At 59.4% G+C, this 25,804-nt stretch carries 24 protein-coding genes; 17 read left to right on the forward strand and 7 right to left on the reverse strand.

Features of this window, described 5'->3' with window-relative positions; genetic code table 11:
* Position 1: 1 nt before the first annotated feature.
* From nadD to WMO46_RS12625, 5 genes are read left to right on the forward strand one after another with little or no spacing between them, the layout of a single operon-like run.
* Positions 2–811 carry a nicotinate (nicotinamide) nucleotide adenylyltransferase gene (gene nadD / locus WMO46_RS12605; protein ID WP_349094449.1) on the forward strand — a complete coding sequence of 270 codons (810 nt, stop codon included), beginning with the start codon at positions 2–4 and terminating at the stop codon, positions 809–811.
* 1 nt (position 812) lies between these two features.
* A complete protein-coding gene (locus tag WMO46_RS12610) occupies positions 813–1,796 on the forward strand; it encodes a D-alanine--D-alanine ligase (RefSeq protein ID WP_349094450.1) in 984 nt (327 codons plus the stop codon).
* Positions 1,793–2,365 (forward strand): DUF3109 family protein, encoded by a 573-nt coding sequence (locus WMO46_RS12615; RefSeq protein ID WP_288660995.1) that lies wholly within the window; start codon positions 1,793–1,795, stop codon positions 2,363–2,365. The genes WMO46_RS12610 and WMO46_RS12615 overlap by 4 nt, the downstream gene beginning before the upstream one ends.
* Positions 2,366–2,371: 6 nt before the next feature.
* A complete protein-coding gene (locus tag WMO46_RS12620) occupies positions 2,372–3,583 on the forward strand; it encodes a M23 family metallopeptidase (RefSeq protein WP_349094451.1) in 1,212 nt (403 codons plus the stop codon).
* A 30-nt stretch (positions 3,584–3,613) separates the two neighbouring features.
* On the forward strand, positions 3,614–4,393 hold the full coding sequence (locus WMO46_RS12625; protein ID WP_349094452.1) for a glycosyltransferase family 32 protein: 780 nt from the start codon (positions 3,614–3,616) through the stop codon (positions 4,391–4,393).
* 113 nt (positions 4,394–4,506) lie between these two features.
* Here the strand turns inward: WMO46_RS12625 and proC are convergent, their stop codons facing one another.
* The 3 genes from proC to WMO46_RS12640 form a co-directional block, all read right to left on the reverse strand.
* Positions 4,507–5,292, reverse strand: a complete 786-nt coding sequence (gene proC / locus WMO46_RS12630; RefSeq protein ID WP_349094453.1) for a pyrroline-5-carboxylate reductase — start codon at positions 5,290–5,292, stop codon at positions 4,507–4,509.
* A gap of 10 nt (positions 5,293–5,302) precedes the next feature.
* Positions 5,303–5,971, reverse strand: coding sequence for a YggS family pyridoxal phosphate-dependent enzyme (locus WMO46_RS12635; protein ID WP_349094454.1), 669 nt, complete (start codon positions 5,969–5,971; stop codon positions 5,303–5,305).
* A 72-nt stretch (positions 5,972–6,043) separates the two neighbouring features.
* The gene (locus tag WMO46_RS12640; RefSeq protein WP_349094455.1) at positions 6,044–7,261 is read right to left on the reverse strand and encodes a WD40-like domain containing protein; all 1,218 of its coding nucleotides are present in this window, start codon (positions 7,259–7,261) and stop codon (positions 6,044–6,046) included.
* A 226-nt stretch (positions 7,262–7,487) separates the two neighbouring features.
* On the opposite strand from WMO46_RS12640, the gene WMO46_RS12645 reads away from it, so the two are divergent.
* Together WMO46_RS12645 and lpdA are read left to right on the forward strand one after the other, a co-directional pair.
* Positions 7,488–9,185: a C69 family dipeptidase gene (locus WMO46_RS12645; protein ID WP_349094456.1), complete on the forward strand. Its 1,698-nt coding sequence runs from the start codon at positions 7,488–7,490 to the stop codon at positions 9,183–9,185.
* Between the two features lie 23 nt (positions 9,186–9,208).
* Positions 9,209–10,585, forward strand: coding sequence for a dihydrolipoyl dehydrogenase (gene lpdA, locus WMO46_RS12650; RefSeq protein WP_349094457.1), 1,377 nt, complete (start codon positions 9,209–9,211; stop codon positions 10,583–10,585).
* A gap of 69 nt (positions 10,586–10,654) precedes the next feature.
* Here the strand turns inward: lpdA and WMO46_RS12655 are convergent, their stop codons facing one another.
* Both WMO46_RS12655 and truA read right to left on the reverse strand, forming a co-directional pair.
* The gene (locus WMO46_RS12655) at positions 10,655–10,843 is read right to left on the reverse strand and encodes a PLDc N-terminal domain-containing protein (protein ID WP_129650006.1); all 189 of its coding nucleotides are present in this window, start codon (positions 10,841–10,843) and stop codon (positions 10,655–10,657) included.
* Positions 10,840–11,619 carry a tRNA pseudouridine(38-40) synthase TruA gene (gene truA, locus WMO46_RS12660; RefSeq protein WP_349094458.1) on the reverse strand — a complete coding sequence of 260 codons (780 nt, stop codon included), beginning with the start codon at positions 11,617–11,619 and terminating at the stop codon, positions 10,840–10,842. The genes WMO46_RS12655 and truA overlap by 4 nt, the downstream gene beginning before the upstream one ends.
* 253 nt (positions 11,620–11,872) lie before the next feature.
* On the opposite strand from truA, the gene dapB reads away from it, so the two are divergent.
* From dapB to WMO46_RS12700, 8 genes are all read left to right on the forward strand, one after another.
* Entirely contained in the window at positions 11,873–12,631 is a 759-nt protein-coding gene (dapB, locus tag WMO46_RS12665) for a 4-hydroxy-tetrahydrodipicolinate reductase (RefSeq protein WP_349094459.1), read from the forward strand.
* A 39-nt stretch (positions 12,632–12,670) separates the two neighbouring features.
* The gene (lepB, locus tag WMO46_RS12670; protein WP_349094460.1) at positions 12,671–14,023 is read left to right on the forward strand and encodes a signal peptidase I; all 1,353 of its coding nucleotides are present in this window, start codon (positions 12,671–12,673) and stop codon (positions 14,021–14,023) included.
* A 2-nt stretch (positions 14,024–14,025) separates the two neighbouring features.
* Positions 14,026–14,637 carry an IMPACT family protein gene (locus WMO46_RS12675; protein WP_349094461.1) on the forward strand — a complete coding sequence of 204 codons (612 nt, stop codon included), beginning with the start codon at positions 14,026–14,028 and terminating at the stop codon, positions 14,635–14,637.
* Positions 14,638–14,810: 173 nt separating this feature from the next.
* Entirely contained in the window at positions 14,811–17,597 is a 2,787-nt protein-coding gene (uvrA, locus tag WMO46_RS12680) for an excinuclease ABC subunit UvrA (RefSeq protein ID WP_349094462.1), read from the forward strand.
* Positions 17,598–17,606: 9 nt separating this feature from the next.
* A complete protein-coding gene (locus tag WMO46_RS12685; protein ID WP_349094463.1) occupies positions 17,607–18,821 on the forward strand; it encodes a M16 family metallopeptidase in 1,215 nt (404 codons plus the stop codon).
* A gap of 1 nt (position 18,822) precedes the next feature.
* A complete protein-coding gene (locus WMO46_RS12690; RefSeq protein WP_349094464.1) occupies positions 18,823–19,416 on the forward strand; it encodes a type 1 glutamine amidotransferase family protein in 594 nt (197 codons plus the stop codon).
* The gene (locus tag WMO46_RS12695; protein WP_349094465.1) at positions 19,417–20,064 is read left to right on the forward strand and encodes an O-methyltransferase; all 648 of its coding nucleotides are present in this window, start codon (positions 19,417–19,419) and stop codon (positions 20,062–20,064) included.
* A 1-nt stretch (position 20,065) separates the two neighbouring features.
* Positions 20,066–20,386 (forward strand): nucleotide pyrophosphohydrolase, encoded by a 321-nt coding sequence (locus tag WMO46_RS12700; RefSeq protein WP_349094466.1) that lies wholly within the window; start codon positions 20,066–20,068, stop codon positions 20,384–20,386.
* A 56-nt stretch (positions 20,387–20,442) separates the two neighbouring features.
* Here WMO46_RS12700 and WMO46_RS12705 read toward each other — a convergent pair whose 3' ends face one another.
* Positions 20,443–22,185, reverse strand: coding sequence for a phospho-sugar mutase (locus tag WMO46_RS12705; RefSeq protein ID WP_129650022.1), 1,743 nt, complete (start codon positions 22,183–22,185; stop codon positions 20,443–20,445).
* Positions 22,186–22,412: 227 nt separating this feature from the next.
* On the opposite strand from WMO46_RS12705, the gene dnaA reads away from it, so the two are divergent.
* Positions 22,413–23,825 (forward strand): chromosomal replication initiator protein DnaA, encoded by a 1,413-nt coding sequence (gene dnaA, locus WMO46_RS12710; RefSeq protein ID WP_019150122.1) that lies wholly within the window; start codon positions 22,413–22,415, stop codon positions 23,823–23,825.
* Between the two features lie 296 nt (positions 23,826–24,121).
* Here dnaA and WMO46_RS12715 read toward each other — a convergent pair whose 3' ends face one another.
* Positions 24,122–24,634, reverse strand: a complete 513-nt coding sequence (locus WMO46_RS12715) for an RrF2 family transcriptional regulator (protein WP_129650024.1) — start codon at positions 24,632–24,634, stop codon at positions 24,122–24,124.
* A gap of 143 nt (positions 24,635–24,777) precedes the next feature.
* Here WMO46_RS12715 and WMO46_RS12720 point away from each other — a divergent pair, with 143 nt between their 5' ends.
* Positions 24,778–25,800, forward strand: a complete 1,023-nt coding sequence (locus tag WMO46_RS12720) for a porin (protein WP_129650026.1) — start codon at positions 24,778–24,780, stop codon at positions 25,798–25,800.
* Positions 25,801–25,804: the final 4 nt, after the last annotated feature.

A 25,804-nucleotide genomic window follows, 5' to 3' on the forward strand; every position in this document is an offset into this window, starting at 1 on the left:
GATGAAACGGGTGATGCTCTATTTCGGGTCGTTCAACCCCGTGCACAAAGGCCATATCGCGCTGGCGGAATACGCCGTCCGGCAAGCGCTGTGCAACGAAGTCGTGCTGATCGTCTCGCCGCAGAGCCCCTACAAGGCCGCCGACGAACTGGCCCCCGAAATGGACCGTTTCGAAATGGCCGAAATCGCCTGCGCAGCCTCGGAATACCCCGACCGGATCAAACCTTCGGTCGTAGAGTTTCTGCTTCCGAAACCCTCATACACAATAAATACCCTGCGTTACCTGAAGGAGAACTTCGGGTCCGGCATGGAGTTCTCGATCCTGATGGGCAGCGACCAGATCGCCCGGCTCGACGGCTGGAAGGAGTACGAAAAAATCCTCGAATATCCCGTCTACGTCTACCCGCGGCGCGACAAGCCGGCGAAAGGATTCGAGGGACGCATCACGCTGCTGACGGACGCCCCTTTGCAGGATTTCGCCTCGACGGACGTGCGCGACCGCATCGGGCGGGGCGAGGACACCTCGGAGATGCTCGACGAGGGCGTCGCAGCCTACATCCGCCGCAAAGGGCTGTGGAGCCCCGCATCGCGCATCGCCGTCCTCACGGCACGGATCGCCGAAGCCCCGGACAATACGGAGCTCTACATCGAGCGCGGCAGACTCCATTACCGGCTGGGCGAGTGGGGCCCGGCCCTCAACGACTTCAACCGCGTGCTGGCGCTCGACGACGGACACGTCGAGGCCCGGCAGTTCGCCCGGATGGTGCAGGAAATACTGGAATTCAGATACAAAGACATATACAACCCCTGAAATGACACGTTTGAAGATAGCCCTCCTGGCCGGCGGAGATTCGCCCGAGCGGGAGATCGCCCTCCAGAGCGCCGCGCAGATCGAAGCGGCCCTCGACCACTCGAAATACGACATCACGGTCGTCGATCTCCACGGCCGCGACTGGCACCACACGACGCCCGACGGCCGCCAATGGCAGGTGGACAAGAACGACTTTTCGATCACCGTAGACGGTAAACGAAAATCGTTCGACTATGCCCTCATCATCATCCACGGCACGCCCGGCGAGGACGGCAAGCTGCAAGGATACCTCGACATGATGGGCATTCCCTATTCGTCGTGTCCGATGACCTCCTCGGTCATCACCTTCGACAAAATCACCACCAAACGCACGCTGGCGGGCCGTGTCAACCTCGCACGCGAAATTTTCCTGCGCCGGGGCGAGGCGTTCGACGCGTCGAAAATCGTCGAGGAACTGGGCATGCCGCTTTTCGTAAAACCCAACGCCAGCGGTTCGTCGTTCGGCGTGACGAAGGTCCACACCCCGGAGGAGCTGCCCGCAGCCATCGACGCGGCATTCGCCCAAGGCGACGAAATTCTGATCGAGGAGTGCATCACGGGCCGCGAAATGGGCTGCGGAATCCTGATCGCCGGCGGGAAGGAGTACATTTTCCCCATCACGGAGATCGTTTCCAAAAAGGATTTCTTCGACTATCAGGCTAAATACACCGCCGGGTATTCCGACGAAATCACCCCGGCGGACATCACCCCCGAGGTCAAAGCCGAACTGAACCGCATGACCCGCGAAGCCTATAAAACCTGCCGCTGTGCGGGAGTCGTAAGGGTCGATTTCATCGTAACCCCCTCCGGAAAGCCCTACTTCATCGAGCTGAATTCGATTCCCGGCATGAGCGCCGGAAGCATCGTCCCCAAGCAGGCCCGCGAAATGGGCATGTCGCTCGGGGAACTCTACGACATCATCATCGCCGACACGTGCCGCAAATGATCGAAATCGACGACAAGATCGTAAGCGCCGACCTGCTGCGCGAATGCTTCGCCTGCGACATCGCGCAGTGCAAGGGCATCTGCTGCGTCGAGGGCAATGCCGGGGCGCCGCTCGAAGCGGAAGAGGTGGAGATCCTCGAACGCGAATACCCCAATTACAAACCCTGCATGACGCCCGAAGGCATCGAGGCCGTCGAACGGCAGGGTTTCATGGTCGTAGACGAAGACGGCGACCTGACCACGCCGCTGGTGAACGATGCCGAATGCGCCTATACCTATACGGAGAACGGCGTGACGCTCTGCGCCATCGAAAAGGCGTGGATGGAGGGCAGAACCCCGTTCCGCAAGCCGATCTCGTGCCATCTGTATCCGATCCGCCTGATGCGCTTCTCGAACGGCACCGTGGGGCTCAACTACCACCGCTGGTCGGTGTGCGCCCCGGCCCGCCGGTGCGGCGCGAAGCTGGGCATCCCGGTCTACAAAGCCCTTCGGGAGCCGCTCGTCCGCCGCTTCGGCGAGGAATTTTACAAGGCGCTGGAAGCGGCCGAAGAACTGATCAGACAACAATAGAAGACTATGAAAAAATACCTGTTGACACTTGCGGCCCTCTCGCTGGTCCTCACCTCGGCGGCCCGCAAACCTAAAAACGCGCGCACGCAAACCGCCGCGAAAAACAGCGAAGTCGCCATTGCCGATTCGCTCCTGGCCGTGACGGCCCGGCAGGCGTCGCTGATCGACTCGCTCCGCAGCCTCGTCGTCGCCGAACACACCGCCGGGGAACTTTCGGGAGACAGGAACGAAGCCGAAGAGACCGAAGAACCCGTCGTCAGCCCCGAACAGGCCGCCGCAGACTCCGTCGCCGCATTGCAGCTGCGGCTGCGGCCCACGAAGATCGAATCCATCTTCGACACCAACGGGCTGACTGTGATCGACACCCTCGCAACGGACAACGACGCCGTGCAGGTGATTCTTTACAGCAACAATTCGTGGAAATACGTCCGCAACCGCGAGATCGCCAAGGACAGCACCATCTTCGAGAAATACTGGGACACGACGACGCTCTTCCCTTACCGGGAGGTCGATATGTCGGGCATGCCCAAATCGGTGGTCATCGACCTCGTGGATTCGCTGACCTGCTACCACTGTCCCTATCAGGGCACGGTGCATCCGCACGGAAAATACGGTCCGCGGCGCCGGCGCCAGCACCAGGGCGTGGACCTGCCGCTCAAAACAGGCGACCCGGTCTACGCCACCTTCTGCGGCCGCGTGCGCATTTCGCAGTACAACAAGGGCGGCTACGGCAACCTCGTCATCATCCGCCACGACAACGGGCTGGAGACCTACTACGGACACCTCTCGGAGCGCATGGTGGAACCCGGACAATGGGTCGAGGCGGGACAGATCATCGGTCTGGGCGGCTCGACGGGACGTTCGACGGGGCCCCATCTCCATTTCGAGACCCGCTACTACGGGCAGTCGTTCGACCCCGAGCGTCTGATCGACTTCAAGAATGGCACGCTGAGCCGCGAGACGTTCCTGCTGAAAAAGTCGTTCTTCAGCATCTACTCCAACGCCGGGCAGGATTTCGAAGACGAAATCGCCAACGAGGAGCAGGACAAGAAGGAAGCCGCCGAAAAAGCGGCCATGAAATACTACAAGATCCGTTCGGGCGATACGCTGGGCGCCATCGCACGCCGTCACGGCACGACGGTGGCAAACCTCTGCCGGCTGAACGGTATCAAATCGACCACCATCCTGCGCATCGGACGTTCGCTGCGGGTGCGGTAACACGGAGTGAAACTCAACGACTCCACCCGAATGATACCCAAGACAATCCATTTTTGCTGGCTGGGGAGGGGTAAATACCCTGAGCGGGTCCGGCAGTGCATGGAATCGTGGCGCGAGATACTGCCCGGTTACGAAATCGTCCGCTGGGACGAGAGGCGTTTCGACGTGAACTCCGTACCCTGGGTCCGGGAAGCGGTCGAGCAAAAGAAATACGCCTTTGCCGCCGACTACATCCGCCACTATGCGCTCTATCACGAGGGCGGCATCTACCTCGACACCGATGTCGAAGTGCTCAAACCGTTCGACGACCTGCTCGACGCCGAAATGTTCGCCGCCATAGAGACCGAAGAATCGGTGCTGGCCCGCAATGTCGCCGAAGGCCGCATTTCGGAAACGGGGGAGGTGCTGACGGGCGGACTGTTTCCGGACATGGGATTGGGATTGCAATCGGGTGCGTTCGGCGTCGCGGCGGGCCATCCTTTCACCCGACGCTGCCTCGACTGGTACGAAAGCCGCCGTTTCGTATGCGAAGACGGAACGCTTTACGACAAGATCATCGCGCCCGACATCATGGCATACCATGCCCGGCCGGCCGGACTGAAATACAAGGATGTTGCGCAGGAGTTGGACGAGGGCATCCGCATCCATCCTTCGCCGACCATAGCCGCGTATGCCGAGAAAGCCGCTCCCGAAAGTTATGCCATACACCATTGCCTCGGCAGCTGGCGGCCGGCAGCGCCCCGCCGGAAAAAGAGATGGTATTCGCGCTGGTGGAAAAGCCTGATGCGCGGACTCGGACTGCACAAATAAGAGAGGGGGCTCGGGATATGCCCCGAGCCCCCTCTCCAAAAACGATTATCACATCCGGGCGCAGAACCGGGCAGGACGCCGGGAAACTACCCGCCGCCCCTAAAACCCGGCTCTTAGACGGGCTTGTTCTGCACGGCATCGACGGCGGCGATGACCGCACCGCGCAGCCCCTTGTGCTCCAATTCGGCGACGCCCACGATCGTCGTGCCTCCGGGCGAGCAGACGGCGTCTTTCATCACCCCGGGGTGCTGTCCCGTAGCGAGTTGCAGTTTCCCCGTTCCGGCGACCATCTGGCTCACCATCCGGTAGGCGTCGGCGCGCGGAACGCCGTGTTTGACGGCCCCGTCGGCCAGCGCCTCCATGAACATGGCGACGAACGCAGGACCGCAGCCGCAAACGGTGCTCGAAATCCCGAGCAGGGCGGTATCCATCGGAATCACGCTCCCCAGCGTCGAGAAGAGTTTCTCCACGCTCGTCCACTGCGCGTCCGAAAGCGAATGGCAGCGTTCGCAGACGACGATGCCTTCGCAGACCGAGACGGGAGTGTTGGGAACGGTCGATAGGTGAGCCGTTCCGGGGAGGAGCATCCGCTCGTAATCGTCGAACGTGACGCCCGCGGCCACCGAGACGACGATTTTCTTCGCCAGAAGTTCCCGGACGGGGGTTACGACCGCCTCGACCTGATAGGGTTTCACGGCGACGACCACGATGTCGGCGAACTCCGCGACAGAGGCGGCATCGTCGAAGGCCCGGAACCCGTGCGGCTCCGTATTGCGCTGCAACTTCGCACAGTCGCGTGCGCAGGCGCCGATATTCCCGGCCTCGACGGCCTTTCCGCGAACCAGGCCGTGCGCGAGGGCCTGCGCCATATTCCCGAATCCGATAAATCCGATTTTCATAGTCTTTGATTTATTTCGTGTAGTCTCTGTTTCCGAAGATCAGGGAACCGACGCGCACCATCGTCGAACCGCACTCGACAGCCAGCGGATAGTCGTGCGACATGCCCATCGACAGCGTGTCGAACCGCGCCCCGAAATAGGGTTGCAGCAGGTCGAAACAGCGGCGGAGTTCGTTGAAATCGCGGCGGATCGTCTCCCCGTCGTCGGTGTTGGTGGCGATCCCCATCACACCGCGCACGCAGACGTTCGGCATCTGCGCAAAGGGCGCCGTACGGATGTACTCCATCAATTCGCCCACGTCCCAGCCCGTCTTGGTCTCCTCCGCGGCGACGTGTATCTCCAAAAGAATCCCGATCGAACGCCCGCACTTGGCCGCCTCGCGCTGGATGGCCTCGGCCAGCCGGGCGCTGTCAACCGACTGGATCAGCGTCACGAACGGGGCGATGTATTTGATCTTGTTGGTTTGCAGGTGGCCGATCATGTGCCACTCGATGTCCTTGGGCAGGGCTTCGTATTTTTCGCGCAGCTCCTGCGGACGGCTCTCGCCGAAGATGCGGTGGCCGGCATCGTAAGCCTCGCGGATCATCTCCGCGGGGTGGGTCTTCGAGACGGCGACCAGCGTGACCTCCGCAGGGATCGTCGAGCGCACGAACGACAGTTGACAAGCTATATCCGACATTGTTTTTTCAGTTTTACCCGGTAAAAATACGCAAAATTCGTACAAACACGAAACCGACCCTCAAAAAAGCCGTCATTTCGCCGCCACGATCCGCGAACAGCCGAACTCCCCGGGGAGCCGGTATCCCGAATCGGACAGCAGGTCGTAAACCCAGATCCGGCGCACGTCCGCCTCCTCGCACAGCATGCAGAGCTTCGGTCTGCCGTCTCTGACGAATTCCGAAACCGAAAGCACGGTCCCTTCCACCTCGCACAACGGCCCGCCCAACGACCCGGAAACGGGATCGAACAGCCGCAGCTGCGTCCTTCCCTCCTTCGACACGGCATAGCCGCCGGCCTGAACCATCTTGTCCGGATCGGCCGCCGAGGGGACCGCCGTCCAGAACGGAACCATCGCATCGGCCGCCACGGCCTCGCCCGGTCCCCAGCCGCCGGAAATCCGCAGCAGAACCGGGATGCAGGTGCCGTCGGCATTGCGCTGCGCGAGCAGCAGATCGGAGCCGACCCGCACGAAAGGCTGCACGATCAGCGTCCGCACGATCTCGTCGGGCACCTGCCAGGAGACCGATCCCGCGGAGGGAGTGCGGGTCACGCTTCGGGTCGTCAGCGTCAGCCGCCCCGCGTCGTGGGAAACGAGTCCGACGGAGGAGTCGGTGATCTGTCCGGCCAAGAGACAACTCCGGTATCCGAAATCGTCATAATAATTCATCGTGAGGTCGAAACCGACCATCGAACCGGAGCAGACGCCGCAAATCCAGCCCGAGCCGGGAAGCCCCACGGCGCAGGCGATTCCCCGGCCGGCACCGAGCGTCGCAACCCGTGTCACTTCGCCCGTCGAAAGGTCGATGCGGTCGATCGCGGCTCCGTCCGTATCGGAATCCGAAATGCCGTAGAGCGCCTCGGATTCCGGAACTCCGTCGGCAACGCGGATCTTGCCCAAAGGCATCAGATGCCCCCGGCGGAACAGCAGCACCGTGGCCGTCGAAGCAGGGTAGTGCCCCGGGGCCAGAAAGGTGACGCTCGCGGCGGAGCGCGCCGTGACGATCCCCCGCACGCCTTTGGCGCAACCGTTCGGGGCGAACCCCTCGGCGCCCTCCTCCCAATGGATTTCGAACATGATTTCGTCATCGGCCTCGAAGCCCTCGGCCGAGACGGTCACCCCGTCGCCGGGCGTGAAGACCCGCGATTCGGGAGGCATGACGACACCGGTCACCAAAGCCGGGTGCGCAGCCCTGTCGGAGCAGGCCCCGAAGATCGCCCCGGAGAGGAGCAACAACAGGAATTTTTTCATACAAAAACATGAATTACAGTTCGTTACCTCCGCTCCGGGGGGGGGTATTTCCGGGATGTACAGACAGCGCATCCGATACAAATATAGCGAACTTTCGCCGTTTCCGAACAGTTTCGTGCCGGAACGGCACTTTCAGAGGGCCGGAACGTTTTGTTGAGCCATACGCGATTCGGGTTTGGAACCGTCCGTTCTTTTTAGTATCTTTGGTGTCAAAACCTGAAAAACAATGAAAAAACTCCGATTGATTCTTGCAGCGACCGCCGCAGTCGCATACGGCGCGGCATCGGCCTGCACCAATTTCATCGTCACCAAAGGAGCTTCGACCGACGGTTCGGTGATGGTCACCTATGCGGCCGACTCCCACGCGCTCTACGGCGCGCTGTATCACACCCCCGGCGGCAAATTCAAGGACGGAGCGATGCTCCCCGTCTACGAATGGGACACGGGCCGCTACCTCCGGGACATCCCGCAGGTCCGGGAGACCTATTCGACCATCGGCAATATGAACGAACATTCGCTCATCATCGGCGAAACGACCTACGGAGGCCGCCGCGAACTGGAGGATTCGACGGGACGCATGGACTACGGATCGCTGATCTACATCACGTTGCAGCGCGCCAAGACCGCCCGCGAGGCGATCGGCGTAATCGTTGACCTGGCCAACACCTACGGCTATGCGTCGAGCGGCGAATCGTTCTCGATCGCCGATCCCGACGAGGCGTGGATCATGGAGCTGATCGGCAAGGGTTTCAAGGACGACGGCAAGGGCGGCAACGCCCGGAAAGGCATCGTATGGGTGGCCCGCCGCATTCCCGACGGCTATGTTTCGGCCCACGCCAACCAGGCCCGCATCACCGCCTTTCCGAAGAACGATCCCGAAAACTGCCTCTACTCGCCCGACGTGATTTCGTTCGCCCGCGAGATGGGATATTACGACGGTCCGGACGCCGATTTCAGCTTCTGCGACGCCTATGCACCCCTCGATTTCGGGGCCATGCGCGCCTGCGAAGCCCGCGTGTGGGCCTTCTTCCGCACCGTGGCCGACGACATGGACCGGTATGCGGACTATGCGATGGGCCATAACAAGGAGAACCGCATGCCGCTGTGGGTGAAACCCCGCGCGAAAGTATCGCCCAAGACGCTCTTCGACTGCATGCGCGACCACTACGAGGGGACCCCGATGGACATGACCGCCGACATCGGCGCCGGAGGCCACAACTGCCCCTACCGCTGGCGTCCGATGGAGTTCGAGGTGGACGACGTGAGCTACGTCAACGAACGCGCCACGGCCACCCAGCAGACCGGATTCTGGTTCGTGGCGCAGGCCCGGCCGGAGGTGACGCGCGACATGGGCATCCTCTGGTTCGGCGTGGACGACGCGGCGACCTCGTGCCTGACGCCGATCTTCTGCTCGGCGCAGGAGGTTCCCGAGTGCTTCCGCGAGGGCAACGGCTCGATGCTGGAATATTCGCCCACGTCGGCGTTCTGGCTCTTCAACCGCACGACCAATTTCGCCTACATGCGCTACGACATGATCTCGGCCGACATCCGCAAGGTCGCGGACAAATGGGAGAACGACATGCTGGCCAACGTGCGGAAGACCGACGCCCGGGTGGGCCGGATGTCGCCCGCGGCACGCCGCAACTACCTCACGCAACTGAGCGTGGAAACGGCACAGGAACTCTTCGACCGCTGGCAGCGGCTCAACAACTACCTGCTGGTGAAATACATGGACGGCAATGTGAAGAGCGAGCACGGCGACGTACTGACATTTCTCGACGGCGACGGAAGTCCGGCACATTTCGTGGACAACGGCAACGGACGGCAGATTCCCGGCAAAATCCAGTTCCCGGGCTACAACGAGAAGTGGAAACGTGCCGTGGCGGCCGATAACGGAAAGACCCTGCGGGTAATTAAAAATTAAAAATGAAGAATTAAATCGCTCCTATGAAATACGATATTCTGATAGTGGGCAGCGGCCCCGGAGGTTATGTAGCGGCAATACGCGCTGCGCAATTAGGCAAAAAAGTAGCGCTCGTGGAGCGCGCCGAACCGGGCGGAGTATGCCTCAACTGGGGCTGCATCCCGACCAAGGCGCTGCTGAAAAGCGCGCAAGTCTACGGCTACTGCAAAAATGCGGAGCACTACGGACTGGAATTCGCGGGCGAAGTGCGTCCGGACCTCGAAAAGATCGTGGCACGCTCGCGCGGCGTGGCCGAAACCATGTCGAAAGGGGTGCGGTTCCTGCTGAACAAGAACGGCATCGACCTCATCCCCGGATTCGGACGCCTCACGGCCCCGGGACGCCTCGACGTGGACGGCACGGAGTACGAAGCCGACCACATCGTCCTCGCCACGGGAGCGCGCCCCCGCGAAATGCCGTTCATGCCCGTCGATGGCGAGCACGTGATCTCGTCGCGGCAGGCGCTGACGCTCGACCGCCTGCCCGAGTCGATGATCGTCGTGGGCTCGGGAGCCATCGGCAGCGAATTCGCGTGGTTTTACGCCGCGCTGGGCGTGAAGGTGACGATCATCGAATACATGCCCCGCATGATGCCCCTCGAAGACGAGGAGGTGTCGAAGACCATGGAGCGCGCGTTCCGCAAACTGCGCGCGACGGTGCTGACCTCGACCACGGTGAAAGCCGTGAAAGTCAACGCCGAAGGGCTTTGTGAAGTGGAGATCGAGGGTAAGAAGGGCGCCGAGACGCTGATCGCCGGAATCGTGCTGTCGGCCGTGGGCATCAAGTCCAACATCGAAGGCATCGGCCTCGAAGAGCTGGGCATCGCCGTCGAGCGCGACAAAATCGTGGTGGACAAGTTCTACCGCACCAATGTCCCGGGCGTCTATGCCATCGGCGACATCGTGCCGGGCCCGGCGCTGGCGCACGTGGCTTCGGCCGAGGCCGTCTGCTGCGTGGAGGCCATCTGCGGCCTGAATCCCGCGCCGGTGGACTACACGACCATCCCGTCATGCATCTTCACACAGCCCGAGGTGGCGTCGGTCGGCATGACCGAACAGCAGGCGCAGGAACGCGGCATAGCCTACAAGGCCGGACGCTTCCCGTTCACCGCATCGGGCAAGGCGACGGCAGCCGGCGACCGCGACGGATTCGTCAAGCTGCTCTTCGACGACGAAGACCGCCTGTTAGGAGCCCATATGGTCGGGGCGTCGGTGACCGAGATGCTGGCCGAACCGACGCTGGCGCGCACGCTGGGCGCCACAGCCCACCAGATCGCCCGCACGATCCACGCCCATCCGACGATGAACGAGAGCGTCATGGAGGCTGCCGAGGCCGCGATGGGGGCGGCGATCCACCTGTGACCGTGCCGCAAAACCGCAAAAAGAAAAAGGGAGGTTTTCGAACCTCCCTTTTTCTCTGCGTTCACCGGATTAGCGGAACCACTCTTCCAGGTGTTCGCGGCCGTAGAAATAGTAGACCGCAAGTCCCACCCAGCTGGTGAGCAGCACGACGACCGATGCGATCACCTTGCCGCCCGTGGAGATGTTTTTCTTGAAAATGTCCATCACGCACCAGATAGCGCACACGAGGCCGATCAGCCAAATAATCGTTCCAATCATAACAATTTGAATTTAGTGTAACATTGAGGTTCGAAAATTTCAGACGGATAACGCACGTCGCTCAGGAACAACCCCTGCGCCGGGGCTCCCGCGCTCGAACGCGACAAATCGCGGCTCTCGACGATCGCACGGAACTCCCCGGGCGTATAGCGCCCGCGCCCCACATCGACCAGCGTGCCGACGATCGACCGCACCATGTTACGCAAAAACCGGTCCGCACGGATCGTGAAACACATCGTGCCCCGCTCATCGACGGTCCAGACGGCCTTTTTCACGCGACAGATATTGGTCTTATTGTTCGAATTGAGCTTGGCGAAAGAGGTGAAATCGTCGTATTCCGTCAGCATGGCCGCCGCCTCGTTCATCCGTCCGAGGTCGAGCGGCACGTAATACTGCCATGCCATGTGGCGCGTAAAGGGATTCTTGCGCGGCTCGATGAAATAGCGGTACTCCCGCTCGCAGGCGTGGAAACGCGCGTGGGCGTCCTCCGCGACGGGCGTCATGCTCCCCACGGCGATGTCGCCCGGAAGCAGGAAATTGAGTTTATAGACCGTCTGCACAGGGTCCGCGACGGGCGTCGTGCAATCGAAATGCGCCACGTAATAAGAGGCGTTGACCCCCGTGTCGGTGCGCCCGGCGCCCGTCACCTCGACAGGCTCGCGCAGCAAGGTGGTCAACGCCCGTTCCAGCGTCTGCTGGACCGTGGGCATGTCGGGCTGCCGCTGCCAGCCGCAATAGGCGGCTCCGTTGTACCGGAGTTCGAGAAAATAACGCATACCGGAAGTGGTTGGTCCGGCAAATATACAAAATTCCGGGATACTATAAACCCGGCCGCTACGTTTAGTTTTGAAATAAATTTGTATCTTTGGCTGCACCGAAGATACCGCCGTTCGGCAAAATGCAAGTAAACTTGCTTTTGCCCTCGCTTATTCGTATTTTGGCTGCGCCGAAGATACTTTCGCTCGGCAAAATGCAAGTAAACTTGCTTTTGCCCTCGCTTATTCGTATCTTTGCGGGAAATGGAATAAAATGAAAGCTGCAATCATCGGATACGGCAAAATGGGCCGTGAAATCGAACGCATACTCACCGAAAGGGGCCACGAGGCGGCCCTAGTCATCGACACCGACAACGCCGGCGAACTCGACGCGGAACATCTGGCGGGGATCGACGTGGCGCTGGAATTCACCACGCCCGCGACGGCCTACGCCAACATCCGCACGTGCCTCGAAAACGGCACGGCGGTGGTGAGCGGCACGACGGGCTGGACCGACCGCCTGGCGGAGTTGCAGGAGCTGTGCCGCGAGCGGGGCGGAGCGCTGTTCTACGCCTCGAACTACTGCCTGGGCGTGAACCTGATGTTCCGCCTCAACCGCCAGCTGGCGGCGATGATCGGCCGCGTGGGCGGCTACGGAGTGCGCATCGAGGAGGTGCACCACACCCAGAAGCTCGACGCCCCGAGCGGCACGGCCATCACGCTGGCCGAAGGCATCCTCGACAACCTCGCCGACAAGCAGGGCTGGGTCAACTACGCCCCGGGCATCGCGCATGCCACGAACCGCGTGGAGCGCAGCGAGGACACGCCCGCCGACCGGATCGAAATCCGCTCGGTGCGCGAAGGCGCCGTCCCGGGCATCCACACCGTGACCTACGAGTCGGATGACGACATGCTGGAACTGAAACACACGATCAAGAACCGCCGCACGCTGGCGATGGGGGCCGTCGTGGCCGCCGAATTCCTCTGCGGCAAACAAGGCGTCTTCGGAATGGACGACCTGTTGCGCAATTAAAAATGAAAAATTAAGAATTAAAAATCGAGGATTCTCCGCATGGGAAAGATCAAGGAAATTTTTGGCAACAAATGGGTCGGGTTCACGCTCGCCGCACTGCTCTATACGCTATGGTTCGTGGTCTGGACGGGCAACCTCTGGCTGCTGTTGGGATTGCCGGTCATCTTCGACCTCTACATCACGAAGTTCTTCTACCGCTACGTGTGGAGCCACAACGTGACGATGTGCCGCCGGAGCAAGGTCTACAAGACCGTCTACGAGTGGGTCAACGCCATCATCTTCGCCACGGTCGTCGCCACGCTGGTCCATATCTTCATCTTCCAGATGTACGTCATTCCCACCTCGTCGATGGAACGGTCGCTGCTGGTGGGCGACTACCTCTACGTGAGCAAGGTGGCCTACGGACCCCAGATGCCCAACACGCCGCTGTCGTTCCCCTTCGTGCACCACACGATGCCGTTCTCGCAGACCAAAAAATCGTTCTCCGAGGCGATCAAATGGCCGTACCACCGTCTGAAAGGACTCAAGCCCATCCGCCGCAACGACGTGGTGGTCTTCAACTTCCCGGCGGGGGACACGGTGCTGCTCGAAGACCCGGCCGTGACCTATTACGACGTAGTGCGCGAATTCGAGCGTTCGTTCGGCAAGGAGGAGGGACGCAAGCGGCTCAATCAGGAATACACGATCATCAGCCGCCCCGTGGACAAGCGCGAGAACTACATCAAACGCTGCATCGCCATTCCGGGCGACTCGCTGGAAATCCGCGACGGACGCGCCTTCATCAACGGCGAACCGCAGGAACCGGTTCCGGGGCTGCAATACAGTTACATCGTGCAAACCTCGTCGCCCTTCACGCAGTACGCCATCGACAACCTCGGCATCCGGGAGTACACCGGCAACGGCTCGGGGTATTACATGACGCTCACGGACGAAACCGCCGAGAAGGTCAAGGCGCTCAACAACGTCATCTCGGTCCGCCGCTACATCTACACCCCCAACAACGGCGTATTCCCGCAATGGGACGAGCCCCGCTGGAGCCAGGACAACTACGGTCCGATCTGGATTCCGGCGAAAGGCGCCACCGTGCGGCTCACGCCCGAAAACCTGCCGCTCTACCGCCGCATCATCGAAGCCTACGAGGGCCACGAACTCGAAGAGCGCGACGGCAAGATCTATATCGACGGCGCGGAAGCCGCGGAGTACACCTTCGCCATGAACTACTACTGGATGATGGGCGACAACCGCCACAACTCGGCCGACTCGCGCTTCTGGGGCTTCGTGCCCGAGGACCACATCGTCGGCAAGGCGTCGTTCGTATGGCTGTCGCTCGATGCTAACAAGCGTTTCCCGGCCAACATCCGCTGGGATCGCCTCTTCCGAAAAGTGAGATAACGGTGGCCGGCGACAGTTACCGAACCGTCGCGGCCGAAGCCGAAGCCGCCTGCCGGGAGCGGAGCAGCAAGTTCCTCTCCTGGATATACCCCGTGCGTTCGGAAGAGGAGATCCGCGAACGGCTCGACGCCCTGCGCAAGAAATATTACGACGCCACGCATCACTGCTATGCCTGGCGGCTGGGGCCCCGCGGCGAGGCGTTCCGCGCGAACGACGACGGGGAGCCGTCGGGAACCGCCGGGAAACCGATCCTCGGACAGCTGCTTTCGAACGACATCACCGATTGTCTGGTGGTCGTGGTCCGCTACTTCGGAGGCACGAAGTTAGGGGTTCCGGGGCTGATCGCCGCCTACAAGGAGTCGGCGGCAGAGGCCATCGCCGCAGCGGAGATCGTGGAGCGGACCGTGGACCGCACGGTGGAGCTGGATTTTCCCTATGTGGCGATGAACGACATCATGCGGGTCGTCAAGGAGGAGCAGCCGAAGGTGGTGTCGCAGACCTTCGACAGCCTCTGTTCCATGCGGCTGACCATCCGCGAAAGCCGTGCGGAGGTGCTTATCGAAAAGCTGAAAAAGGCCGGAGGAAGCATTGCAGACGGTGACAATGAAAAATGAAAAAAAAGAATTAAAAATTGGAAGTTTTGCGCTGTTTTATTTCTGTCATTGCGAGCGAACGCAAGAGAGCGCGGCAATCTGCGCCGAAAGTGCGGCCTTGAAAGTTTCAATCAGATCGCCACGGCATCTTCGATGCCTCGCAATGACGATTCTCTGATTTTTAATTGCACATCATGAAACACGAAAACGCAATCTATATAAAAGGTGCGCGGGTCCACAACCTCCGCAACATCGAGGTCGAGATCCCGCACGACAAACTGGTCGTCATCACGGGCCTTTCGGGCTCGGGAAAATCGACGCTGGCTTTCGACACGATCTTCGCCGAAGGGCAGCGCCGCTACGTCGAGAGCCTCTCGGCCTATGCGCGCCAGTTCCTCGGCAAGATCAACAAACCCGACGTGGACATCATCACGGGCATCGCGCCGGCCATCGCCATCGAGCAGAAGGTCAACACGCGCAACCCCCGTTCGACGGTGGGCACGACGACCGAGATATACGACTACCTCAAACTGTTATATGCCCGCATCGGGCACACCTTTTCGCCCGTCTCGGGCCAGGAGGTGCGCTGTTTCAGCGTGGACGACGTAGCGGCGTGGATTCTCGCGCATGCGGACCAGCGCGTGGTGATCGGCGCGCCGCTGGCGCTCGCCGAAGGGCAGGGGATCATCGAAAAACTGACGCTGCTGCTCTCGGAGGGCCTGATGAGGGTCTACATGGGCGGCGAGGTGAAGCTCATCGAGGATGTACTGCCCGGCATCGGCCCCGACACGGACCCCGCAGGGATCAAAATGGTGATCGACCGCATGCGCGTCGCCACGGACGAGGATTCGCAGACCCGCATCCGCGACTCGGTGGCCCGCGCCTTCTCCTACGGAGGGGGCGTCTGCGAGGTGGTCACGGACGAAGGCATCCGGGAATTCTCCTCGCGCTTCGAGGCCGACGGCATCGAGTTCGAACATCCCTCGGAACACCTGTTCAGTTTCAACAATCCGCTGGGGGCCTGCCCCCGGTGCGAGGGGTACGGCAAGGTGATCGGCATCGACGAGGACCTCGTGATCCCCGACAAGAGCAAGACCATCTACGAGGACGCCGTGGCCTGCTGGCGCGGCGAGACGATGCGCAAATGGAAACAGAAGCTCGTGGAGAACGCCTCGAAATTCGACTTCCCGATCCACACGCCGTTCCACGAGCTGACGCCCGAGCAGAAACGCCTGCTGTGGCGCGGCAACCAGTATTTTCACGGACTCGACGAATTTTTCGAATACATCGACTCGGAGCGGCGCAAAATCCAGTTCCGGGTGATGAAGGCCCGCTACACGGGCAAGACCACGTGTCCCGAATGCGGCGGTTCGCGCCTGCGCAAAGAGGCGCTGTACGTCCGTGTGGGCGGCAGAACGATCGCGGACCTCGTGAAGATGCCCGTGGACGAGCTGATCGCCTTCTTCGGCGGTCTGGAGCTGGACGAACACGATGCCAAAACGGCGTCGCGCATCCTCGTCGAGATCCGCAGCCGCCTGCAATACCTCACGGACGTGGGGCTGGGCTATCTGACGCTCGACCGGCTGTCATCGACCCTCTCGGGCGGCGAGAGCCAGCGCATCAACCTCTCGACATCGCTGGGCAGCAACCTCACGGGGTCGCTCTACATCCTCGACGAACCCTCGATCGGGCTGCATCCGCGCGACACCAACCGCCTGATCGGCGTGTTGAAACAGCTGCGCGACCTGGGCAACACGGTGATCGTCGTGGAGCACGAAGAAGAGGTGATCCGCGCGGCGGACTGGATCGTGGACATCGGTCCCAAAGCTGGCTACAACGGCGGCGAGGTGGTTTTCAGCGGCACGCTGCCGCAACTGCTGAAAAGCAGGAAAAGCCTCACGGCCGACTACCTCACGGGGCGGCGCGAAATAGCCGTTCCGACGACCGAACGCGGGTGGAGCAACTCGATAACCGTCAAAGGCGCCCGGGAAAACAACCTGCGCAACATCGACGTGAGGATTCCGCTGGGCGTGATGACCTGCATCACGGGCGTCAGCGGCTCGGGAAAGTCATCGCTGGCAAAGGGTATTCTCTACCCGGCACTGCGGCGCATGCTGTACGACACGGGCGTCAAACCGGGCGATTTCGACGGACTGGCAGGCGACGTGCAGCTTCTGAAATCGGTCGAGATGGTCGATCAGAACCCCATCGGCAAGTCGTCGCGTTCGAATCCGGTGACTTATATAAAAGCCTACGACGAAATAAGAAAACTCTTCTCGGACCAGCCCTATGCCCAGCACAATGGGCTGGGGGCCTCGGCATTCTCGTTCAACATCGCGGGAGGCCGCTGCGAGGAGTGTCAGGGCGAGGGCGTCATCAAAGTCTCGATGCAGTTCATGGCCGACGTGGAGCTGGTCTGCGAGGCATGCGGCGGGCGGCGCTTCCGCGACGAGGTGCTGGAAGTCAAATACCGCGGGAAGTCGATCTACGACGTGCTGGAGATGACCGTGGACGACGCCATCGCATTCTTCGGCGAGGAGGAGAAAAACGCGACCTGCCGGCGCATCGTCGAACGGTTGCAGCCGTTGCAGGACGTGGGGCTGGGATATATCAGGCTCGGGCAGTCGTCATCGACGCTCTCGGGCGGCGAAAGCCAGCGCGTGAAGCTGGCGTCGTTCCTGACAAAGGATTCGGCGCAGGGCGGCGTGATGTTCATCTTCGACGAACCCACGACGGGACTCCATTTCCACGACATCTCGAAACTGCTGGCGGCGTTCAACGCCCTGATCGAGCGCGGCCACACGATCGTGATCGTCGAGCACAACATGGACATCATCAAGTGCGCCGACTGGGTCGTGGACCTCGGGCCCGAGGCGGGCACGGCGGGCGGCCGCGTGGTGTTCGAGGGGACGCCCCGCGAACTGGAGAAGTGTCCCGAAAGCCGCACGGGCGAATTCCTGCGCCTCAGGACCAAACTTTAAGCGACCGAAATGGAATTTTTCACATACAGACTGCCCAACGGCATCCGGGGCATCCACCGTCAGGTGAAGGGATCGGTAGCGCATTGCGCGCTGGTGATCGGCGCCGGAAGCCGCGATGAGCATCCCGACCAATACGGACTGGCGCACTTCACGGAGCACGCCTTTTTCAAGGGCACCGAGCACCGCCGCGCCTGGCAGATCAACTGCCGGCTGGAGAATCTCGGCGGGGAGCTGAACGCATTCACCACCAAGGAGGATACGACCATACACGCCACGACGCTGCGGGGCGATTTCGCCAAGGCCGCGGAGCTGATCGCCGACATCGCATTCCGCTCGACGTTCCCCGACCGGGAGCTGGAACGCGAAAAGGAGGTGATCGCGGACGAGATCAACACCTACAAGGATTCGCCCGCCGACATGATCTACGACACCTTCGAAGACCTGCTTTTCGCGGATTCGGAGCTGGGGCACAACATCCTGGGCCGCAAAGCGTCGCTGATGCGCTACGACGGCGACGCGATCCGCGCCTTCACGGCGCGCACGCACACCACCGACCAGATGGTCTTCTCGTCGATCGGCAACTTCTCGGCCAAAGCCGCCGAAGCGGTGGCGGCCCGCTATTTCGCCGACCGACCGGCGACGGTGCGCGGATTCGAACGGGTCGCGCCCGCGGCCTATGCGCCGTTCGAAAAGACGGTCGTGAAGCACACCCACCAGACCCACTGCATCATCGGCAACCGTGCCTGCGGCATCGGCGAGGAACAGCGGCTGCCGCTGGCGCTGCTCACGAACATCCTCGGAGGACCGAGCGCCAACTCGCTGCTGAACGTGGTTCTGCGCGAAAAGAACGGGCTTTCGTACAACATCGAGGCCAGCTACACGCCCTACGGCGACACGGGCATCGTGGCCATCTATTTCAGTTCGGACCACAGCAATGCGGAGCAATGCGTCGAGCTGATCGACGGCCAGCTGCGAAAACTCCGCACCGCACCGCTCACGGCCCGGCAGCTGTCGATGGCCAAGAAGCAGTTCATCGCCCAGCTGGCCATATCGAGCGAGAGCAACGAGAGCTACATGCTCGGCGCGGGCAAAAGTCTGCTGGTCCACGACGACGTGGACACCATGGAACAGGTCTATGCCAAGGTCCGCGATCTGACGGCAGCACAACTGACCGAGGTCGCCGAAGCGGTATTTTCGAATATGTCACGATTAATCTACAAATAAGATGAAAACCGTATTGTTCGTTTTACTCGACGAATTCGCCGACTGGGAGGCGGCGTTCCTCGCCCCGGCGCTTCGCGGCGGCGTCATGCCGGGACGCCCGGGAAGCCACGCCGTGCGGTATGCGACGCCCGGGGGAGTTCCCGTGCGCTCGATCGGCGGCATGACCGTTACTCCCGACTGCGGGACGGAGACGCTGCCGGACGACTGCGCCGGGATAATTCTCGTCGGCGGCATGAGCTGGGCGACGCCCGAAGCCGAACGGATCGTCCCGCTGGTGCGGGAAGCTCTGTCGCGCGGTGTGCTCGTCGGCGCCATCTGCAACGCCGCGTCGTTCCTCGCGGCGCACGGATTTCTGAACGCGGCGGAACATACCGGGAACACGCTCGAAATGCTCCGGGAGTGGGGTGGCGCGAATTACACGGGCGCCGGACTCTATCGGGAGCGGCAGGCCGTGCGCGACGGCAAGATCGTGACGGCCAACGGCTCGGGGTATCTGGAATTCGCCCGCGAATGCCTGCTCGCACTCGAAGCCGACACGCCGGAGCAAATCGCCGCGTCGTACGCCTTCAACAAACACGGATTCTACCGGGAATAGATGGACGCTCTCGAAAAATACGTCCACGAATTTTCGGAGCCCGAAGAGAAGCTGCTGCACGAACTCGACCGCGAAACCAACCTGCGGGCCGTGGCGCCGCGGATGCTCTCGGGGCACATTCAGGGCCGGCTGCTGGAGATGCTGGTGCGGATGATGCGTCCGCGGAGAGTGCTCGAAATCGGGACTTTCACGGGCTATTCGGCGCTCTCAATGGCCGCGGGGCTCGACGAAGGAGCCAAACTGCACACCGTCGAGGTGGACGACGAACAGGAGGAGTTCATCCGCTCGTATTTCGCCCGCAGCCCCCACGGAGACAAAATCACGCTCCACATCGGCTCGGCACTCGAAATCGCCCCGAAGTTAGGCGGAGAGTTCGACATGGTGTTCATCGACGGCGACAAGCGCGAATACCCCGCCTATTACCGGATGCTGATGGGCGACGACGGCGGACGGCAGCTGGTGCACGGCGGCTCGGTGCTCATCGCCGACAACATTCTCTGGTCGGGAAAGGTCGTGCAACCCATTGCGCACAACGACCGCCACACGCAGGCGCTCGTGGAGTTCAACCGCATGGTCGTCGAAGACCCGCGCGTGGAGAACGTCATCGTCCCGCTGCGCGACGGACTGAATCTGATAAGAATAAAATAAGATGGAAATCAAAGAATTGCAGGAGCGTGTCGATGCCTGGATCAAGGAATACGGCGTGCGTTATTTCTCGGAACTGACCAACATGGCCGTGCTGACCGAGGAGGTGGGGGAGCTGGCCCGCGTGATGGCCCGCCGATACGGCGACCAGTCGTTCAAGAAGGGCGAGAAGGAAAACCTCGCCGACGAGATGGCCGACGTGCTGTGGGTGCTGGTATGCCTGGCCAACCAGACGGGCGTGGACCTCACGACGGCCGTCGAGGCCAACTTCGCCAAGAAGACCGCCCGCGACAAGGAGCGGCACCGCAACAACCCGAAACTGTAAATGCCAAAACGTCCCGGCCGCATGGCCGGGACGTTTTTCGATAGGGCAGCCGGAGACTACTCCAATTTGAGCTCCCGCTTGATGCCGTCGATCCTGGCGTCGAGCTCGGCCAGCGTCGTGTCGAAATCGGCGACCGAAGCCAGCGGCGTCTTCACGCCGAAATAGAACTTGATCTTGGGCTCCGTGCCCGAAGGACGCACCGAAACGGTCGTGCCGTCGGCCGTGAACCATTGCAGTACGTTGCTGCGGTCCTGATGGATAGGCGATTTGCAGCCCGTCTTCACGTCGAGCGTTTCGAGCGACTGGAAATCGTTGATCTTCACCACGGGCGACCCGAGGATCGTCTTGGGCGGATTCTGGCGGAAATCGACCATCATCTTCTGGATCTGGTCGGCGCCCTCCTTGCCCTTGCGGACCACCGAAACGAGGCCCTCGCGGTAGAAACCGTATTTCACGTAAAGCTCCTGCAACCACTCGTAGAGCGTCAGACCCATCGTATCCATCGCCCATGCGGCGGCCTCGGCAGCCAGCGAGCAGGCCGAAACGGCGTCCTTGTCGCGCACGTAGTCGCCGGCGAGGTAGCCGAACGACTCTTCGCCGCCGCCGATGTACTTGGCTTTGCCCTCGTTCTCGCGGATGATCTTGGCGATATACTTGAAGCCCGTGAGACAGTCGTAGCACTTCACCTTGAAATGCTCGGCCACGGCGTTGGCCATCTGCGACGTGACGATGGTCTTCACGACATACTGGTTGCCGTCCAGTTCGCCACGCTCGGCCCAGCGGGTCAGCTGGTAGCTCAGCAGCAGCACGAGGGTCTGATTGCCGTTCAGCAGCACGTATTCGCCCTTCTTGTTGCGCAGCGCGACGCCGATGCGGTCCGAATCAGGGTCGGTGGCCAGCACCAGGTCGGCGCCCTCTTTCGCGGCGAGGTCGATGGCCATAGACATTGTCTTGCGCTCCTCGGGGTTGGGGGACTCGACGGTGGGGAAGTTACCGTCGATGACGGCCTGCTCCTTCACCAGAATCACGTTCGTGAAGCCGAACTTCTTCAACGAAGCCGGAACCAGCCGCACGCCCGCGCCGTGCATCGGCGAATAGACGATCTTCATGTCGTGGTGCTTCTTCACGCTCTCGGGCGAAAGCGAGAGTTCATGCACCTTATTCAAATAGATCTCGTCGAACTTCTCGTCCAGAATGGTGATGTTTTCGGGATTCTTGCCCGTAAGCACCATATCGACATCCGTGATCTTCGCCACCTCGGCGATGATGTTCTTGTCGTGCGGCTCGGTCACCTGCGCGCCGTCGGTCCAGTAGGCTTTGTATCCGTTGTACTCCTTGGGGTTGTGCGAGGCGGTGACGACCACGCCCGAATGGCATTTCAACTCGCGGATGGCGAAGCTCAATTCAGGGGTCGGCCGGAGCGTGTCGAACAGAAAAACCTGGAACCCGTTCGAGGCGAAAATATCGGCCACGCGCTCGGCGAACATCCGCGAATTGTTGCGGCTGTCGTGCGCCACGGCGACGCGCACCCGCTCGCCCGCGAAGTTCTTTTTCAGGTAGTTGGAAAGCCCCTGCGTGGCAGCCCCCACCGTGTAGACGTTCATGCGGTTGGACCCTACGCCCATAATGCCGCGCAGACCGCCCGTACCGAATTCGAGGTCCTTGTAGAAGCTCTCCACGAGCTCTTTCATATCGTTGTCCATCAGGTATTTAACCTGCTTTTTCGTCGCTTCGTCATAGTGGCCGTCGAGCCAGGTCTGAGCTTTTCGGAGAACCAGTTGTTCCAATTCGTTTGCCATAATTCTATTGGTTTTACTTATAATTTACATTTCGGGAGTCCCAAAAAATTTATATGCAAATATACGAATTAAAAATCGATTATTCAATATCAGGGAGTTAAAATTCAGCGTTCGGAAACCGTTGGTTTTCTATATATAAAAAAAGGAGAATTACAACCCAAAAATGAAAATCTTTTCGCAAAATTATTCACAACTTTGTCACATCAAAAATGGTGCAACCCTGAATCATGCTAAACAACACGCAGACATATAGCGATATGTGGCAGACCTGCTTGGACCGGATTAAGGCCCGGACATCCGCCGAGGAGTTCGAAAAGTGGTTCCAGCCCATCATCCCGCTCGAATTCGACGGGACGACGCTGCGGTTGAAGGTTCCCAACGAAAGCTATGTCCGCCAGATCGAGAAGAACTACATCCCGTTCCTCAAACCGATCATATCGCAACTCTACGGACAGCAGACGAGGCTGCACTACGCCGTGCCCCGCGCGACGGCTCCGGCGGTCCCCGTGGCGGCCGATGCCGACACGACGGCCATCTCGCGCTTCAACACGCAGACCAACACGGCAAATATAAAGAATCCTTTCGTAATTCCGGGACTCAAAAAGATAATCATCGACCCGCAGCTGAATCCGAACCTCACGTTCGCAACCTTCATCGAGGGCGAATGCAACCGGCTGGCCCGCTCGGCGGGTATGTCCGTGGCGGTGAATCCGGGCAACAATCCCTTCAATCCCTTATATATATATGGTGATTCGGGATTGGGCAAGACCCACATCGTGCAGTCGATCGGCCACGAGGTGCGCCAGCGTCATCCGGAATTGCAGGTGCTGTACGTCTCGATGAACAAGTTCCAGGCCCAGTTCCAGACGGCCTACAAGAACGGCGAGATCCCCGATTTCATCCATTTCTACCAGATGATCGACGTGCTCATCATCGACGACATCCAGGAGCTGACGGGAAAGACCGGTACGCAGAATGCGTTCTTCAACATCTTCAACCACCTGCAACTGGCCGGCAAACAGCTGATACTCACCTCGGACAAACCGCCCGTGGAGCTGAAAGACATCGAACAGCGGCTGCTGACGCGTTTCAAATGGGGACTGTCGGCCCAGCTGAACACCCCGGACTACGAGACGAAGCTCAAAATCATCCGCGCCAAGGCACAGAAACTGGGAGCTCAGATTTCGGACGACGTGGTGGCCTACCTCGCGGACAACATCTCGGCCAACGTGCGGGAGATCGAAGGGGCGCTTTCGTCGCTGGTGGCCAACGCCTCGTTCCTCGGACGCAAGATCACCACGTCGCTGGCCAAGGAGATTCTGAAAGTCTACGTAAAGCTCTACCAGAAGGAGGTGACCATCGACCACATCATCGAGGTCGTGTGCGAATACCTCAATCTCGATTTCGCACGCTTCAACTCCACGGAGCGCACACGCGAGATCGCCCAGGCGCGGCAGATCGCCATGTATCTGGCCAAGCAGCACACCAAGGCCCCGCTCACGACGATCGGATCGGCCATCGGAGGCCGCAACCACGCCACGGTGCTCCACTCGTGCAAGGCCGTGTCGAACCTCATCGAGACCGACAAGGCGTTCCGCCGCCAGGTCGAGGAGATCGAAAAACTCGTGCTCGCCCGTTAGGGCAAACATACCGTAAGGACAAACAGGAGGTCGTGACATTCATTGTCACGACTTTTTCGTATCTTTGATATTACCCTGATTATTTATTTGGGCGCTAATGATTTAGAAGAGAATCTTAATAAAAAAGGCAATGGATAAGTAAGTTACAAAAAAATCTTTGCCGCTTGTTCTTCTTACTTTCAAACAACTCATTTAATCTCTTTGCAAATATGATTATATTTTTTGAATAATCAAATAATTGCTATCAGTTTGGTTAACCTAAATAATTCATAGAATAGGATTTTACCTGTGATTTATTATTCTGAAAGCATGCAAGATTTACTTTTATCGTTGTTGACGTGCTGCTCTTTTACCAAATCGGCCAATGTTGTTCGACGCAATACGTCTATAATATGCCGATAAATCTCTGAAAACGGTTTGCGAATAGGACAATTATCTTCGTCTTTGCAAAATTCGCACGGCATATATTGATCTTCACACACACATGCCAGCATGCTCACCGAACCCTCGAAACAAATTACTACATCGAGCAGTGTCACTTCCCGCGGATCTTTCAACAGATAATAGCCGCCGCTCTTGCCTCGCGTGCTATTCAACATTCCGATATTTTTAAGCGAGAGCAGTATTCCTTCCAGAAAACGCTGGGGAATCTTCTCCTTTTCGGCAATTCGACCGATTTGCACGGGCTCTCTTCCGTACTCTGCGGCCAGTACGCTGAGTGCCAGCATGGCATATCTTGTTTTCTTCGAAAGCATGGGATTTTCGGGTAATTTGTCTTTGCAAAAATAATGTTTTTCCCGACATATCATTCTAAAAAAGAAGAAAACATCCTCATATATGCGCCCTTCTCCTAATCTACATCTTCCAAGTGTAGATTAGGTAAAAATACCTATTGACAAGAACTTTCGCAATCTCTACCTTTGCAGTGTAGTATAATTAATCAAAAAATCAAATGCGAAAGGTCGTTGGCATCATTGGAGGATTGTTCATGTACGGTTCACTGTTCGCGCAACAGAATACGGCGGATTCGACCGATATATCCGACATGGAAAAGCGAATGACTTCCCTTGAGAAGATTACCTCCGCACTACCGAAAATATCGGGATTTATCAATGTGCGTTACCAATATAACGGAGAATCAAACAGCTTCGATATCCGGCGTGCGCGCCTCGATTTCAAGGGCGATCTGGCGACAAAACTCGACTACCGGTTTCAAATGGAGTTTGCAGGAAGCCCCAAGATATTGGATGCCTATCTCCGTTGCAAAATCGACCGACGCTTCAATCTGCAAGTCGGAGAGTTCAAGATCCCGTTTTCCATGGAAAACATATATGGTCCGACGACGCTCGAAACAGCCGACAATTCGATGGCCATTTCCAATTTATGCAACTATAATGACATTTCGGGAATATCGGCCAACGGACGAGATGTGGGTATCGGTCTTTACGGCGGTTTCATAAAAAAGGATGGATACAATATCATCGACTATGCCGTGGGTATTTTCAACGGGAATGGGATCAATATCAAAGACAACAATAAATCGAAGGATTTCTCGGGCAGGTTGACGATCAGCCCCATGCGTCACCTGTCGTTTTCAGGATCCTATTACAATGGCTCTTACGGAAAAGAGGGCGAGACCCACGGACGAGTGAGGGTCGGGTGCGGAGCGAAATGGGAGGATCTGCGCCTACTGCTCCGCAGCGAATATATCTATGGGAAAACCGGCGGCATCGAAAGCGACGGAGTATATATCGTAGCTGGATATTTCGTACACCCGAAAGTTCAGCCGATTCTGAAATATGACTATTTCCTTTGGGACAAGTCGGATAGCCATACGGCAGAGAACGATTATTTGATCGGGCTGAACTACTTCCCGATGCAAAAACTCCGTCTGCAATTGAACTACGTATATAAAATGTTAGCGGCACGAAAAGATGTTAATTCTTTGACATTGCAATTTTTTGCCCTATTCTAATGAA

The organism is Alistipes intestinihominis (assembly GCF_040095975.1).
Taxonomy (GTDB): domain Bacteria; phylum Bacteroidota; class Bacteroidia; order Bacteroidales; family Rikenellaceae; genus Alistipes; species Alistipes senegalensis.